Source organism: Myxococcales bacterium, assembly GCA_016720545.1.
Lineage (GTDB): Bacteria > Myxococcota_A > Polyangia > Polyangiales > Polyangiaceae > JAAFHV01.
The window spans coordinates 281680-297641 of the sequence record JADKKK010000004.1 but is presented as its reverse complement, the minus strand read 5'-3'; the positions used below and the strand labels follow the sequence as shown (position 1 = coordinate 297641).

The following is a 15962-nucleotide window of genomic DNA, read 5'->3' as shown; positions in this document are numbered from 1 at the left end:
TCCATGTGCCGTACTCTCCCACATATATAGGGAACGCGGTCGTTTTTGGGTTCCGCGAGGCGCGCTCGCCCTGTACACCCTAGCCGGTCGCGAAAATTGTTTCGCGGTGCAGGGCTCCCGGGTCATACCGGGCGCCAACCCCAGCCGTCCAGGAGGTCGCCGTTGAACCCAACCCTGAACGCCCTGCGAGGGCCCTCCGAGTCCCGCTGGCAGCCTCGCCAGCGCCGCTCCGCCCGAGTCGCGGTGCCCGTGGTCGTCGCCGCGGCGGCGCTCGCGCTCGTCGCAGGTTGCGCGAAGTCGGCTCCGGGGTCGGCGGGTGAGCACCCGTCCGCGTTTACTCAGACCGCGATCCATCGCTCGGTCGGCCGCTCGCAGTCCTCACTGAACGCGCGCATCGGCTCGCCGACGGAGGCCATCAAGTTGGGGGTGGCGCCCACCCGCGAGCTGTTTCCGGCGGGCCTCCTCGGCGCGGGTGCTCCGCAAGGCGGGGAGAGAGAGAGCGGCGGCTGCCCGGCTGGGATGGCGAGCGTGAACGGCCGCTTCTGCGTCGACCGGTACGAGGGCTCCATCGTCGAGGTGACGGCCACCGGCGAGACCCGCCCGCACCCCTACTATCTCGGCGTCGAGGGCCTCCAGACCCGCGCGCTCAGCGTCCCTGGCGTCAAGCCTCAGGGCCACATCAGCGCGCGCCAGGCCAGCGACGCGTGCAAGGCCTCCGGCAAGCGCCTCTGCAAGCCTCAAGAGTGGCGGACCGCCTGCATGGGCCCCGACAAGTCGACCTGGGGCTACGGCGCCCAGAAGGAAGATCACCGCTGCAACGATCATGGGCGCAGCCCCATCGGAGTGGTGTTCCCGCACGCGGGGAGCCCCAACTGGGGCTGGAACCAGCTGAACGACGAGAAGCTGAACCAGGTGGAAGGCACGCTCGCCGAGACCGGCGCCCACCCTGGGTGCACGAACGGCTACGGCGTGTTCGACATGGTGGGCAACCTGCACGAGTGGGTGGACGACCCGGCCGGCACCTTCCAGGGCGGCTACTACCAAGACACGCACATCAACGGCGACGGGTGCGGGTACCGGACCACGGCCCACAACTTCGTCTACCACGACTACTCCACCGGGTTCCGCTGCTGCGCCGATCCGTCCCCTTGAGGCGCCCGCGAACGCTTGACGACGCGCTCGACGACGCGCGCCCATTCTGAGATAAGCCCGACTCATGCGGGAGGTCGGTGACATCGGTGACGCGCAGACGCGCCTGGCGCGGGCCGCGTGCCTGTGCGCGATCGTGCTCGCCACGAGCACGCTCGGCGCGTGCTCGAAGAGCCACGAGCCCGGAGCGCGACCGACCGAGCCGCGCTCCGCGACGCCCGAAGCCGCGGCCAGCGCCCCGCCGCCCTCCGCGGCGGCAGCGGCGACCGCAGCCCCCTCCCCCGATGACGCCTCGGTGGCGCGCTCCGACGCCGGCGACGCCGGCACCGCGGAGGCGGGCCTCGCGCGGCTCGCGGGCAAGGTCGTGCTCCACGCAGGCGACTCGATGGTGGGCGGCGACGGGGGCCTGAGCCGCGCGCTCGGGGCGAAGTTCCGCGCGGAGGGCGCCAAGTTCGTGCGTCACACGGAGGTCAGCCTCTCGATCCAGACCTTCGCCCGCAGCGTGAAGCTGCCGAACCTGCTCGCGCGCCACAAGCCCGACATCGTGATCCTCACGCTCGGGGCGAATGACGTGTTCCTCCCCTCTCCGCAGGTCTTCGCGCCCTTCGTGGAGACGATCGCGCGCAAGATCGGCGCGCGTGAGTGTTACTGGATCGGGCCGCCCACGTGGAAGGGAGACACGGGGATCGTCGCGGTCATCCGCGAGCACGTGGCGCCCTGCAAGTTCTTCGACTCGAGCAACCTTCCGCTCAAGCGGGGCGGCGATCGCATCCACCCCACCGAGAAGGGCGGCGCCGACTGGGCGGACCTCTTCTGGGCCTATTTCCAGGGCACCGGCTCGCCCGCCCCTGGGCTCGTGGGCGACGCGGGCTTGCTCGACTCTGGGAACTAAACCTACTTTACCAAGTGCTCCGCGCCGCAGGGCAGGTCGAGCGTGCGTGGCTTTCCCGCGCTGCCGAGCTGAACGGTGCGCGAGCCGCAGGGTACCCGGGCCTCGCCGGGGGTCTCCACCACGACCCGCCCGTCGACGTACACGCGGTGGCCCGGGGACGCGCCGGTCGTCTTGAGCAGGCACATGTTCGCAGGCACCGCGGCCTTCGGGGCCTCGGCGGACGCGGCGGGCACGGCTGCGGAGGCCACGCTCGACGGAGCCGTCGAGGCCGAGGGAGCGACGGACGGGGCGAGCGGCGCAGAGGCGGAGGCCTCCGGGGCAGCGCTGGAGCTGCTCGCGGACGGCTCTGCGGAGGCTGGGGCGCTCGCGGAAGGGATCGCCGACGGCGGGGCGGTGGTGGACGGGATCGCTGACGCCGAGGCGACGGCGCGCGACCTCGCGCTGCCGCTCCGGACGTACGCGACGCCCCCCGCCGCCGAAAGCGCGGTCACGAGGATGACCGCGAGCACGCGCGCCGGCGTGAAGAAGGGGGGCGGAGGGGCGATGGGCGCCTCCTCGGGCGGCTCGTCCGCGGGCCCGACGGGGGCCGGTTCGGCCGGGCGCGGCGCCACGTCGGGCGGGGGCGCGACGGGCACCTCGACGACCGGGAGCGCCGCGAGCGGGGCCGTGTCGGCCATCGGCAGCGCCGCGAGCGGGGCCACGTTGGCCACCGGCAGCGCCGCGAGCGGGGCCACGTTGGCCACCGGCAGCGCCGCGAGCGGGGCCGTGTCGGCCATCGGCAGCGCCGCGAGCGGGGCCGTCTTGACCACCGGGGGCGGTGCGGGCGTCGCCGCGGGCGGCGGCGGGGTACCGCCAGCGGGCCCCGACCCGCTCGCGGACGCGAGTGGCGCCGGGGGCGGCGGGGCCTCGGCCGAGAGCGGAGGGGGCAGGCCTCGCGCGGTTGGGGGCGCGGCCCCGACCGGCGGGCGCGGCGCCACCGCAGGACCCGCCGGTGTCGCGCCCAGCCCTTTCGCGGCGCCCACGGGTGGGGGCAGGGGCGACGGCGACGGCTCCGGCGGCGGCGCGCTCGTCCTCATGTCGGCGACCGGCATGATGAGCGTGCTCTTCACCGACGGGATGGAGACGCTGATGGGGCCGACCTCGGGCGGCCGCGGTGTGAGACCCTGGGGAAGCCCGGCCGGCGGCGGGAACTGCCCCCGTGAGACGAGGGTCGTGTCTCCCGAGGGGTGCCGCTGGGCCCCCGCCTCAACCTCGACCCGCGCCACCGCGGTCAGCTCCTGCGACGCGCGGCGCTCGACCGCGACCGTCGTGGAGATGGCGGTCATCTTGCGCGACGGGCGGATCTGCGGGCGCGCGGGCACGGCGCTCATCTGCGTAGGGGTCGCCACCCGCACCGCGGGGACGCCACCCGGCGAGCCCACCCCCGCCCTGCGGGACTCGGTGAGGAGCGCCTCCACGTCGAAGGTGGGGGGGGCGGTAGACGCGATCGTGACGTCGTCGCCGCCGCTGGGCGGCTCGGGCTCGTCGTCGGGGAGCGAGATGCCATCGAAGAGCTTATCGATGTCGATCGGGTCGAGCTCGTCGAGGCGCGGTCCTTCGCGCGCCTCGAGCCGGCCGACGGAGGACGGGCCGACGACCGGACGGACGGGGCTCACCGGGCCGGAGGTCGTCACGCCCGTGAGCGCGGGCGCGCGGATCGTGGGCGGCCGCGGAGAGGCCTCCTGCTCCCCTACCGAGAGCGGCGGCTCGACGGGCTCCGCCGAGCGCACCTTCACGGTCGCTCGCTCGTGGATGAGCTTCGCCATCTCGAAGAGCTCGGCGCGGCCGCCGCGGGGCCCGATCACGTCTCGCAGAAGTGACCAGGCCTCCTCCGCGGTGATCGTCCGCTTCCGGGGGTCGGGCTCGAGAGTGCGCGCCACGACCTCGCGCACGCGCCCGTGGAGATCAGGCCGCAGGACGTCGAGCGACACGAGGTGCGGATCCGCCATGGCGCGCAGGATCTCGATCTCGGGCAGGACCCCCCTCTGGATCGCCTTCCTGTGGGCCAGCATCTCCCACAGGAGCAGACCGGCGGCGTACACGTCGGTGTGGGTGCCAATGTCGGCGCCAGTCACCTGCTCGGGCGCCATGTAGCCGAAGGTGCCCTGGATGAGGCCGTTCTGGGTGTCCGCGCGCACTCCGGTGACGCGCGCGATGCCGAAATCGGCGAGCTTGACGTCGCCATTCCACCCGACCAGCACATTGGACGGGTTGACGTCGCGGTGGATGACCGGCGCGGCCTTCCCGGAGGGGTCGATGTAGTCGTGCGCGGAGGCGAGCGCCTCGAACACGTGGCTGGCGACGTAGAGCGCCGCCGTATCGGGCAGGGTCTTGCCCATGTCCTTCAGGGTCGCGCGCAGGCGGTTCAGCGGGAGGCCGTCCACGAACTCGAGCACCATGACGAGCTGGTCGCCGTGCGAGAAGAAGTCGAAGAGGCGCACGACCGAGGCGTGCGACAGGCGCGCGTAGGCGGCCGCCTCGCGGGCGAACATTCGCGCGAACTGGTCGTCGGCCCGGTACTGCGACAGCAGGATCTTGAGCACCACCTGGCGCTCGAAGCCGAACGGGCCCTCCGCCTTCGCGAGGAGGACGTCGCTCGTTCCTCCCGTAGCGATTCGCCGGACGATGCGGTAGCTGCCGAGCCGATCGAAGGGTGCCTGGGTGCCGTCCATGGGAGCGCCCGCCGGAGAGCGAGCGCGCTCAGCCTAGCCGGCCACGGCGGCGCCCGACCACAAACTTTCGTGCGCTCAGTCGCGGAAGAGGTCCTCGAGGTCGCCCTTCGTGAGCCGCTTCGTGCCGCCCGCGTCTTCCGAGAGCACCGCGCCGACGAGCTCGCGCTTCTTCCCGCCGAGCTCGAGGATCTTCTCCTCGATCGTGCCCTTCGCGATGAGGCGGTACATCGTGACGACCCGGGTCTGACCGATGCGGTGCGCGCGGTCGGTCGCCTGATCCTCGACCGCGGGGTTCCACCACGGGTCGAAGTGGATCACCGTGTCCGCCGCGGTGAGGTTGAGCCCGGAGCCCCCGGCCTTGAGCGAGATGAGGAACACCGGCGGACCGTCGTCGCGCTGGAACGACTCGACGCACGCCTGTCGGTCCTTCGTGGAGCCGTCGAGGTAGGCGTACCCCACCCCGTCCTCCTCGAGCGTGCGGCGAATGAGCGTGAGCATCGAGACGAACTGGCTGAACACGAGCACGCGGTGCCCGCCGGCGACCGAGGTCTGGACGAGATCGCGGAGCGCCTGGAGCTTGCCGGAGTCGTCGTTGGTGAACTCGCGAGGCAGGCCGAGCAGCCGTGGATCGCAGGCGGCCTGACGCAGCCGGGTGAGGCCCGCGAGGATCTGGATCTGGCTCTTCGCGACGCCCTGTCGCTCGACCTCGCCCATGACCTGCGCGCGGACCTCCTTGAGCACCGCCGAGTAGAGGGAGCCTTGCTCGCCGGTCAGCTCGCAGACCTGGTCCGTCTCGATCTTCTCGGGCAGATCTTTCGCGACCTCGCCCTTCGTCCGCCGGAGGATGAAGGGGTGGATCGTCGCCCGCAGCCGAGTGGCGGCCTTCTGGTCACCCGCGTCGATGGGCCTCGAGTAGCGCTCCTCGAACTTGTCGAGCGGGCCGAGGAGACCGGGGCTCACGAAGTCGAAGATCGACCAGATCTCCGAGAGGCGATTCTCGATGGGCGTCCCGGACAGCGCGAGGCGCCGATCGGCCCGCAGGCGCTTGGCGGCGCGCGCCGTCGCGGAGAGCGGGTTCTTGATGTTCTGCGCCTCGTCGAGGATCGCGTAGCGCAGGGTGAGCTTGGAGAGCAGCTCCTCGTCACGGCGGAGGAGGGCGTAGCTCGTGATGACCACCTCGGCGTCGTCGAGCTCTTCGGCGCGCTCGCGCCGATCGCCACCGTGCCACACGACATGCTTGAGGGAGGGCGCGAACTTGTCGAGCTCGCGCATCCAGTTGGTGACCACGCTGGTGGGCGCCACGATGAGCGCCTTGAACTTGCCCTTGCCCTCGGTCTTCTCGTCCGCCGACTTCACGGCGAGGAGGAGCGCGATGGTCTGCACGGTCTTTCCGAGGCCCATGTCGTCAGCCAGCACGCCGCCGGAGCCGATCTCGTGGAGGAACGACAACCACTGGAAGCCGGCCTCCTGGTAGGGGCGAAGCTGCGCCTTCAGATTACGCGGTTTCTTCGCGCCCTTTATCTCCTCGATATCACGCAACTTTCCGAACAGCGTCTTGGCGCTGTCGGCGACCTGCGCGCGCCCCACCTGGTCGAGGAGCTCTTGGATGCGGCCGGCCTGAGAGAGCGGCAGCTTGCCCCCTTGCCCACCCCCGGTCGCCAAGATCTCGGCCTGCCGTAGCAGGACCGCGCGCACCTTCTCCGCGTCGAGGCGCGCGAACGAGCCGTCGGCGAGCCGCACGTACCGGCGCCCCTCGGCCAAGCATCGGCCGAGCTCCTCCTGGGTGACGGCCACGCCGCCTGCCTCGAAGGAGAGGCGGAGCGAGAGCCAGTCGACCCCGCTCGAGACCCGCGCGCTCGCCGAGAGGGTCTGGGAGCGGACCTGAACGTCCACGAGGTCGTCCGGCACGAAGAGGTCCCAGTCCTCCGGGAGCGCGCCGATGCCCTCGGTCCAGAACTGGATGGCGTCGTCGCCACGGGCGACGAAGCTCGCGCCCTCCTCGTCGGGCGACAGGCCGAGCTCGCGGAGCTGGCCGGCGGCCTGCTGCTGAGCCGCGATGTCGCAGCGGATGCACTTGGCGCGCTTCGAGCCGGGGTTGGCCTTGACCAGAACCGGCGCGGTCATGCCGTCGGCGCGGACGTCGATCTCGAGGTCGTCGTACGCCGCGCGCAGCGAGACGTGCGCCTCTGTGAGCGAGCCGCCAGCGCGCATCCGGAAGGTCGGGACGAGATCGACCACGTCGGCGACCTGGGAGAGCTCCGGGAGCTCGGCGCCCAGCTCCAGCGCCACGCGCGGCAGGCCTTGAGCGATGAGGCGAGGCAGGTCGTCCATGGGCTCCAGGATCGACGGCGCTCGCGCGAGCCGGCGGAGCGCCGCAGGTGACACCCGGCGATCGATGGGGCGCGCGAACCCCTCCTGGGGGTCCACGTGCCAGCCGGGGCTACCCTCGAGCCACGCGCCCTGCGCGGTCGAGAATCGGCGCGGATCGCCGGGGCGCTGGAAGCTCGACTTGACCACCACCTGCGAGCCGTCTTGCGACAGCTCGAGGTCGAAGCGCGGGCGCAGCGGCTCGTCGCCAAACCGCAGCTCCATCATTTGAGGCTCGAGGATGACCCGGCGCCCCTTCAGGAAGGGCAAGAGCTCTGCGGCGTCTTCGCCGCGCACCTCGATTGCCACGCGCCGCGGGCCGTCGCCCTCGTGTCGCGCGAGGGCCCGGAGCGCGTCGCGATCACCCGTGGGGGTCTGCGCCTGAAACGCCAGGAGCTGACTCGGCAGCAGGGGCGTGCGCGTGTCCGGATCCAGGACGCTGACGGTGAGCGAGGTGGGGCGCACCTGCATGCGGTACTCGATCCGCTTCGGCGCGGGCGGCATCGGCTCCGGGAGCCAAGCGTCGACGCCGGTCTGCCGCTCCGAGACCGAGAACCCGGGGCGTGAAGGGACCGTGCGGACCGCCTGGGCCTTCATCGCGCGGGCCGCCCGGCGCTTGGCGCGGCGGCTCTGGCCCTGCCCGGGCGCGGGCTCTTCCCCCTGGCTCGTGTGGCTCACGGGGGCGACCGCTGAGCCGGGCTGTACGCCCGCGATGGAAGCGACGGCGTGCGGGACGTAGGGAGCGTCCGTGGTGAAACCTGGGGAGCTCTCGGGCTCGTCGCGGTGTCGGCGGGGGCGCGCCTCGTCACGGAGGGCGATGAGCAGGGCGGCCACGTGTTTGCAATGTCCATGTATTTTCGAGAAGGCCGGGCACGAGCACTCCGAATCGAAGCCCTCGGGCAGGAGCCGCAGGCGCACAGCGTAGGGCTCGGGCTCCGAGCCCCGCACCGTGCCATGCGCGGACGCGAGGTCGACGCCGGTGTCGGCGACGGCGCCGCGACGCACGTAGTCGTAGCCGCGGAGGAAGGCGCGCGCGCCGAGGAGGCGCCGCAGCGCGCGGTCGTTGAGAGTCGCAAGCGCTTCCGTGAAGGGAGTGGACACGCGGGGGTCGCGCGCCTCGAAAAGGCGCGCCCTTTCTCGAAGCGGCCCTGCGGGGGCCGAACCGGACTCCAGGCATGGCCACAGCGGCTCAAGACCTGGGTTGGAGCGCGGCTATAGCCGATTCGGGTGGTTTGCGCAAGCGGCAAGCGCGACCGGCCTCAGTCGCAGGTGGTCTCCCCGGCGTCGCACGCGACGCCCACGGGCCTCGCCGCGACCTCGGCCCCGAGGAGGGCCTCGGACGCCACGAGCGCGAGCCCAATCGATACGCTCGAGCAGGCTTTTCCGGGGGCGCGGTCGTCCTCCGGCGCGGAGGGGATGTCGCGGTAGTCGCAGACGGCGGCCCGTAGGCTGCGCATGGTCGCGGTGGTGCAGAGCCCGGGCTCGCGGCCGAGCTCCTCGAGCAGCGCGGAGGGCGAGAGGCGACCAGCGACGACGCCGTCGAGCGAGCGAACGCGCCGCCCGGCCACGGACCTCTCGGTGAGCGTCGCGACGAAGCGCGCGTGAAGCACCGAGAGCGACACGTCCAGCACGTCGAGCGTTAGGGTGCTCGGGCGGCGCGTCCCCGCCACGAGCCTCCCGCCGACGACGTACCCCTCGAGGAGCGTCTCCGGGCCGCCGGCGTCCGGATCGCCGCCCGCAGCGGCGCGCGCGCGCGACCACGTGTCGCACCCCTCGGAGCGGGGGCCCCCGCCGCCGTCACCCGCGTCACCCGCGTCACCGAGGTCGCAAGCGTTCGTCTCGAGCGCGCCCGACGTGGCGAACCGCACCTCGACGGCGGGGTCGTCGGCGGCGCCGTTGTACCTCGAGAGCCCGATGAGGAGGGTGCGCTCGCCGAGCCGCAGAGATCGAGTAAACCCTCGAAACAATTGGATTCCCCCACCGTCCGGTAGCGCCACGAACATGCGCGCGGCGGCGTTGTCGATGCCCCCACGATCGTCGACGACCGCGCGGAGGCAAGGCGCGCCTCCGTCTTGATCGGTCGCCCCAAGGAAGCCCGTGCACAGGCCGTCTTGGTCGAGCCCGAACGGCCGGGCGTCGACGCGCGGGAGCCCCTCGAGCGACGACACCGCGAACCAGATGGGCGGACCGTCGGCGCCGTCTGGGGCAAGCGAGGGAGGGGGCGGTACCACGTGCTGGCAGAGGTCGACGGGGGCCGCGTCGCCGGCCTCAGGGCCCGGAGCGGGCACTTGCGAAGGGGGCGGAGATCCCTCCTCGTCGCCGGCCCCGACGAGGAGCTGGCAGGCCATGAGCGTGGCGCCGAGCGCGGCGCCCACGGCGAGGAGGCGGACGCGGCCCGCGGTCGTACTCAGCGAGGCTCCACCCCCACCATCGCCGGACAGCCTCCCGATCAACGGATGGCGCTTCACTGGAACTCCCCGGCCACGAAGAGGCCACCGAGCCCAGGGACGACGCGCGCGGTGACGGGCGAGGGCTTCGGGGGCAAGGTGCGCGCCCCGGCGCGCCGCGGCGGCTCGTCGCTGGAGGTGAGGACGAGGTATGCCCCAGCCCCCGCGGCGAGGAGACCGACCGGGATGAGCAGCGTCGCGATCGTGCCGTAGCCACGCGCCTCCGAGTGGAGGTCGTTCGCCGACTCCAGGAACGGGTTCGGGCGCTCGGGTGTGGACGCGTAGCAGCGGCCCGCCGCGTCGAAGTACCGCGAAGGATCGCTGCCCGTCGTGTTGCTGAGCGTGAGGCCCTCGGTGTTGTCGCGGCAAGCGCGCTTGGCCGCGTTGTTGGTGGTCACCGTGAGGACGCCGAACACTCCGCCCGCGACGAGCACCGCGAGCCCGGCACCGCCGACGGCGAAGCCTACCGTTCGGGTCGCCTCGCGGGCCGCGAGGCGATCGTCCTTGCGGTCGACCGGCGGACCTTCGGGTGGCGCGTCCGCGTCGACGCGCAAGAGGGGTACGTCCACGCTCTCGATGGCGCCTTCGCGTGGGACCACGCGCTGCACCTCGACGGCGGCCCTGCCCGGCGCGCTGATGCGCACCACGTGGACGCCTGGATCCACGAGCACGCCGGCGGTGCGCGTGGGCTCGTCCGGCTCCTCGCCGTCGACGAGGACCTTCATCCCCGGCAGGCGGTTCTGCGGCGACACGCGGACGCGGAGGCGCGCGAGCCGCAGCTCGAGCTTCACGATGTGCTCGTCGCAGAGCTTGACGCGATCTTCCCGGCCCGCCGCGACCGACGCGCTCCGGAGCGCCACGAAGGTCTTGTGGGCCAGCGCCAGCTTCCCCAGGTCCTCGTAGCAGGTCGCGAGGTTCTGCGCGGTCCCGCCGCCCCCCGCGAGGCGGTAGCTCTCCTCGAACAGCGGGCACGCCGAGGCAAAGTCGCCCTGGAGCACCCGCGCGCGCGCGCGCTGGAAGAGCGCCTCGGCCTCGGCCTCCGCGGTGGGCACCGGCTTGGGCCCGTCGGCGCGCGCGGTCCCACTCAGCACGGTGATCGCGCTCATCGCGCTCATCGCACCTAGGACTTTGGCCAGGCGGAGCGCACGCGTCGCACCGCTAGTCGCGGCCATTCGCATACCTCCCGGTCCTCGGCGTGGGCTTGACGGTCGGCTGGCCGCTCGCGGGCTCGGCGCTCGCGCTCGCCACGGGCGCCGGCGGCGCGGCGTCGCCCACGGCCACGATTTGCACGGGCGGCGGAGCCGTGACCGGGGGGCGGACGGTCGTGACCACGGGGCTCGCGACGGAAGGCAGCGGCGCGACGCTCGACGGACCCGCGGCGACCACCGGCCTCGGCGCGGTGCCGAGCCGCACCCCGAGGAGCACGAGCCCGACGATGACGCAGGCCAGGCCGATCCCGAGCGCCACCGCGAAGATGGGGGAGCCGCGCGGGCGGCGCGCGGCCGAGACCGTCGAGAACCCGGCCTCCGTCGCGCGGCCGTCGCCGAGGTACCGCAGGGAGGCGGCGCTCGTCGCCGGCGCGACCGTGGTGACGGCGGGCACGGGGATGCGCGTGAGCTGCTCGGCGGCGATGCGGCCGATCGGCGACGCGAAGGGCGCGAGCAGTCGCCCGAGCTCGGCGAGCGTCGGGCAGCGGTGGTTCACGTCCTTCTCGAGGCAGTACGCGATCGCGTGCTCGAGGGCTGGCGGCGCGTCCGGGCGGATCGCCACGAGCGACGCGGGGGCATCGGCGGTGATCGCGGCGAGCGCCGCCGCCGCGCTGTCGGCGTCGAACGGGAGCGCGTCGGTGAGCAGCTCGTAGAGCACGATGCCCGTCGCCCAGATGTCGGTGCGGAAGTCGACGCGCTTCGCGCTCCGGATCTGCTCCGGCGACATGTACAGCGGGGAGCCGAAGATCGACTGGGTCTCGGTGAGCTTCAGGTCCTCCTCGGCGTCGACCGAGAGCTTCGAAATGCCGAAGTCAAGAACCTTTACCAATGAGCTGCCGTCGGGGCGCTGGGAGAGCCACAGGTTGGACGGCTTGAGGTCGCGATGGACGATGCCGGCGGCGTGCGCCGTGGCGAGGCCGACCGCCGCCTGAAGGATGAAGTCGACGGCGTCGGGGATGCGCAGCGGCCCCGAGTCGAGCAGGCGCCCGAGATCGACGCCCTCGAGGAGCTCCATCACGATGTACGGCAGGCCCCCCTCCGACTTGCCCACGTCGAACACGCGGACCACGTGCTCACTGCGGATGAGCGTGGTGGCCTTCGCCTCGCGAAAGAAGCGCTCGGTGGCGCGCGCGTCCCCCGCGAGCCGCGGGTGCAGGAACTTGATCGCCACATGCCCGCCGTTCGGGACCTGCTGCGCCGCGACGACCGCGCCCATGCCGCCCTTGCCGATGAGGCGCTGGATGACGTACTGCCCGGAGATCACGTCCCCCGCGCGCGGCGCCCACGCCTGCTCGGCGGGCGGCGCGGCGGGCGGCAGCGTGCGGCGCGGTCTCACGACCTCAGCTTACCAGAATCGCCGTAGCTGCCAACGAAGCGTTTCCCGCGAAACGCGCGGAATCATGGGCAGCGGAGCGCCTGCCCGGCGTCGCACTCGAACACGGGGGGCGGCATTGGCGTCACGGTGGCGCCCTTCTTGGCGCCCTCGAGGACGAACCCCACGGCGACGGAGATCCCGTCGCACGTCGCGTCGGGGTCTGCGCCCCGAAAAGAGATGTCGCGGGCGCCGCAGACCGCGTCGCGCGCGATCGGGTAGACGCCCACGGTCTGCTCGCAGAGATACTGCACCTTCCCGAGCGGGTCGAGCAGCGCGCCGACGGTCTTCAGCGTGGCGTTTGCGTCGATCCGCCCGGCGAGGACGCCGTCGAGGAGCCAAGGCTTGCCGCCCGCCGGGGGCACGAGCGTCGCCTGGAACACCGGGCCCGCCATCTCGATCTCGATGGTCCCGATGCCCGCGAAGACCTTCGTCGTCCCGATCTTGTCCTCCACCACGAGCTCGTAGTTCGTCACGTAGCCGTCGAGGGTGCGGCCGGCCTGGGAGCTCGAGGCCTGCGACCACTCGTCGTTGCCGTCCCAGCAGGGCTGGTAGCGCTGGAGGCCGTCGCCCGCGTCGGGCAGCGGCGCCGAAGCGTCGCCGCACGTGCCGCGCTTCGTGGTGCCGGGGGAGAGCTGGAACGAGACGCCGACGGACGTGTCGTTCGCCTTTCCGTTGTAGCCCGTCACGGTCACGAGGAGGCCACGCTGCCCCTGCTCGAGCTGCCCGTCGATCGAGGCGCTCTTGTCGACGTTCAGCAGGGCGAGCGGCTGAAACGCGTTCACGCCCCCCAGGTCGCGACCGAAGGGATCGTCCAGCGGCTTGTCCGGGGGGCAGAGGTTCACGCCGGGGGGCAGCTTGCAGAGCGTGCGGGGCGCCGCGGCGTCGCGCGGGGCGTTCTCGCAGCTGCACACTCCGTCTAGGTCGAAGCCGATGGGCCCGCCACCGTCGACGCGCTGGCCGACGGCCACCTTGCGCGCCGCGAACACGAGCTCGTTGGCGTCGTTTCCGTCGTTCACGGTGGGCTTGGGCGGCGGGCGCGCGTGCGCGCAGGGATCGCCGGGCGTGGGGCCGCCGTCGACCGGCGGCGGGCGCGCGGGCAGGAGCGGCGCGCCCGGGTCGTCTTTCACGCCCACGATGAGCTGACAGGCGACGAGGGTGGTGGCGGCGATGCTCGCGGCGAGCGCACCGGCCAGGGCAATCCGTGAGGGGGTCGGTCTCATTGGAACGTACCGCTGAGCGAGAGGCCGCCGAGGGTGGGCGCGAGGACGGCCTCGACGCCCGAAGCGGCGCTCGTTTTCTTCTGATCTTTCGGAGTGCTGAGCCCACCCGAGGAGCGCACGACGAGGTAGGTGCCGACGCCGAGCGCGACCACGCCGACCGGGATGAGCACGTTCGCCACGTTCGCGAAGGTGCGCGCGTCATCGCGGAGCGCGTTCGAGCGCGTGAGCGCGGCGCTCGGGGCGAGGCCAGGCTGCGCCGCAAAGCAGCCACCTCCCTGACGAATGGGGAGCCGCGGATCGTTGTACGGCCCGGGGTTCGTGAGCGAGCCGCCGGTGTTGTCGACGCACGCGTTCTTCGCGGCGCTGTTCGTCGTGATGGTGAGCACGCCGAACACGCTGCCTGCCGCGAGCGTGACCACGCCGATGCCGCCCACCACGAAGCCGGTCGTGCGGAGCGCTCGCTGCCCGGAGATCTCGTCGAGCTCCGCGAGCTGCGCCACGGGCGGCGGGGCGACGACCTTCGGCGCGACCGGCTTGGGGATCGCGACGAGCTTGGGCACCTCGACCGTGGTGGTCGTGCCTTCATCGACGCTACGCTCCAGGGTGGCGGTCTGGTACCCGGGCGCGCGCACGGTGATGGTGTGAGCGCCACGGTTCACGACGACGCCCGCGTCCCAGCTGGCCTGACCGAACTCGTCGCCGTCGACTTCGATCTGCAGCGCCTCGAAGTGTCGGTCCTTCTTCACGACGAGGCGGAGCCTCGACAAGCGAGGCTCGAGCTTGGCGATGTGGGCCTCCGCCAGCTTCACGCGGTCGGCGCGGTTCGCCTTCTTCGACATCCCCTTGAGCTCGATGAAGCGGTTGTAGGCGAACGCGAGCTTGCCCTCTTCCTCGTAGCAAACGGCCAGGTTCTGGAGGGTGCCTCCGCCGCCCGCGAGCGTGTAGCTCTCGGCGAGCATCGGGCAGGCCTGCGCGTACGACTTCTTGGTCATGAGCGCCTTGGCGCGCTGGAAGAGATCCTCCGCCTGAGCGACCTGGGCGGGCGACGGCCCCTCCGCGTGGGCGCTCGTCGCGAGCGTGACCAGGCAAACCAGCGTGGCCAGCGTGGCCAGCGTGGCCAGCGTGGCCGCGGTGGGCAGCGTGCGAGCGCGGCGGACGGTCAATCTCGCCCCTCGGCGACGGTCGGCGCGACGGTCGGCGCACCGGCGGGTCCGGCGGTGGCCCCCGGCTTGGCGGGGACGGACGGGCGCCCGGGTCGGGGATTGGGGTGCGCCGGCTTCGCGGCGGGCACCGTCGACGCGGCGGGCGCGGCGGACGCGGCGGGCGCCACGGAGGACCCGGGCCATGCGGCGCTCGCAGGCGGGGTCGCGGCCGCGAGGATCCGGGCCGACGGCGGCGCCGCGGCGACCCCTGCGGAGGCGGTGGGCGCGGCGGCCGCGGTCCCGCCGCGAGCGGCGCCGAGCCTCGCGATCCCCGCGACGCCGCCGATGATGAGCAGCGCGAGGCCCATGCCGAGCGCCACGCCGAACACCGGGCTCCGCGCGCGACCGGGCGTCACGATGCTCCGCTCGGTGATACCGAACGCGCCGACGTCGCCGGCCGAGCTGGCCGGGCTCGGGGCGAAGCTCCCGCCTTGAGGCGCGCCGAGCCGGCCGATGCGGCCAGCCGAGAGCGTGCCCACCGGGGAAGCGAACGGCGCGAGGAGCGCCGCGAGCTCGGCGAGAGACTGACAGCGCCGCGTGACGTCCTTCTCGAGGCACCGCAAGATGGCTTGCTCGAGGCCGGGCGGCGCGTCAGGACGGGAGTGGCGGAGCGGGAGCGGCGGATCGGCCGCGATGCTGGCGAGCACACCCGAGACCGTGTCGCCGTCGAACGGGAGCTGGCCGGTGAGCAGCTCGTGGAGGACGATGCCGAGGGCCCAGACGTCGGTGCGGTGGTCGACCCGCTTGGCGCTCCGGATCTGCTCCGGGGACATGTACGTGGGCGACCCGAACACCGACTGAGTCTCGGTGAGCTTCACGTCGCCCGGCGCGTGCGTCGAAAGCTTCGAGATGCCGAAGTCAAGAACCTTGACCAATGGCGTCCCGTCGGGGCGCTTGGCAAGCCACAGGTTCGTCGGCTTGAGGTCGCGATGGACGATGCCCACGGCGTGCGCCTCGGCGAGGGCTTCGGAAGCCTGCAGCACGTAATCGACGGCGTCGGAGATGGCGAGCGGACCGGCCGCCACGACGTGCCCGAGATCGGCCCCTTCGAGCAGCTCCATGACGATGAACGGCAGGCCGGCGTCGGACGTCCCCACGTCGCTCACGCGGACGACGTGCTCGCTCTTGATGCGCATCGTCGCCCTCGCCTCGCGGTGAAAGCGCTCCACGCTGCCGGCGTCGCGAGCGAGCTTCGGGTGGAGGAACTTGATGGCGACGGACTGACCGAGCTGCAGGTGCGCCGCGGCGACGACCGCGCCCATCCCGCCCTGCCCCAGCGTGTGGAGCACACGGAAACGGCCGCCGACGACCTCGCCGGGTCGGGGCGCCCACGACTCGAGCTTCGACTCGGACGTGGGATCCGCCATCTGCGTGGGAGCTTGCCTCACGTG

At 72.6% G+C, this 15962-nt stretch carries 9 protein-coding genes and 1 pseudogene; 2 read left to right on the top strand and 8 right to left on the bottom strand.

Annotation, left to right across the window (positions count from 1 at the left end; all coding sequences use genetic code 11):
* Positions 1–162: 162 nt before the first annotated feature.
* Positions 163–1152, top strand: coding sequence for an SUMF1/EgtB/PvdO family nonheme iron enzyme (locus IPQ09_10970; protein ID MBL0194724.1), 990 nt, complete (start codon positions 163–165; stop codon positions 1150–1152).
* Positions 1153–1216: 64 nt separating this feature from the next.
* The gene (locus IPQ09_10965; protein ID MBL0194723.1) at positions 1217–2041 is read left to right on the top strand and encodes an SGNH/GDSL hydrolase family protein; all 825 of its coding nucleotides are present in this window, start codon (positions 1217–1219) and stop codon (positions 2039–2041) included.
* A gap of 2 nt (positions 2042–2043) precedes the next feature.
* Here the strand turns inward: IPQ09_10965 and IPQ09_10960 are convergent, their stop codons facing one another.
* The 8 genes and pseudogenes from IPQ09_10960 to IPQ09_10925 all read right to left on the bottom strand — a co-directional run bounded on the left by IPQ09_10960 (position 2044) and on the right by IPQ09_10925 (position 15959).
* Positions 2044–4752: a serine/threonine protein kinase gene (locus IPQ09_10960; protein ID MBL0194722.1), complete on the bottom strand. Its 2709-nt coding sequence runs from the start codon at positions 4750–4752 to the stop codon at positions 2044–2046.
* 75 nt (positions 4753–4827) lie between these two features.
* Positions 4828–8220 (bottom strand): annotated as a pseudogene (locus IPQ09_10955) (SNF2 helicase associated domain-containing protein).
* 158 nt (positions 8221–8378) lie between these two features.
* The gene (locus tag IPQ09_10950; protein MBL0194721.1) at positions 8379–9494 is read right to left on the bottom strand and encodes a hypothetical protein; all 1116 of its coding nucleotides are present in this window, start codon (positions 9492–9494) and stop codon (positions 8379–8381) included.
* Between the two features lie 89 nt (positions 9495–9583).
* Positions 9584–10681, bottom strand: a complete 1098-nt coding sequence (locus IPQ09_10945) for a hypothetical protein (protein MBL0194720.1) — start codon at positions 10679–10681, stop codon at positions 9584–9586.
* A gap of 43 nt (positions 10682–10724) precedes the next feature.
* Positions 10725–12110 (bottom strand): serine/threonine protein kinase, encoded by a 1386-nt coding sequence (locus IPQ09_10940; GenBank protein ID MBL0194719.1) that lies wholly within the window; start codon positions 12108–12110, stop codon positions 10725–10727.
* Positions 12111–12172: 62 nt separating this feature from the next.
* Entirely contained in the window at positions 12173–13369 is a 1197-nt protein-coding gene (locus IPQ09_10935) for a hypothetical protein (GenBank protein ID MBL0194718.1), read from the bottom strand.
* Positions 13366–14532 carry a hypothetical protein gene (locus tag IPQ09_10930; GenBank protein MBL0194717.1) on the bottom strand — a complete coding sequence of 389 codons (1167 nt, stop codon included), beginning with the start codon at positions 14530–14532 and terminating at the stop codon, positions 13366–13368. Before IPQ09_10930 ends, IPQ09_10935 begins: the two co-directional genes overlap by 4 nt.
* On the bottom strand, positions 14529–15959 hold the full coding sequence (locus IPQ09_10925; GenBank protein ID MBL0194716.1) for a serine/threonine protein kinase: 1431 nt from the start codon (positions 15957–15959) through the stop codon (positions 14529–14531). The genes IPQ09_10930 and IPQ09_10925 overlap by 4 nt, the downstream gene beginning before the upstream one ends.
* Between the last annotated feature and the right edge of the window lie 3 nt (positions 15960–15962).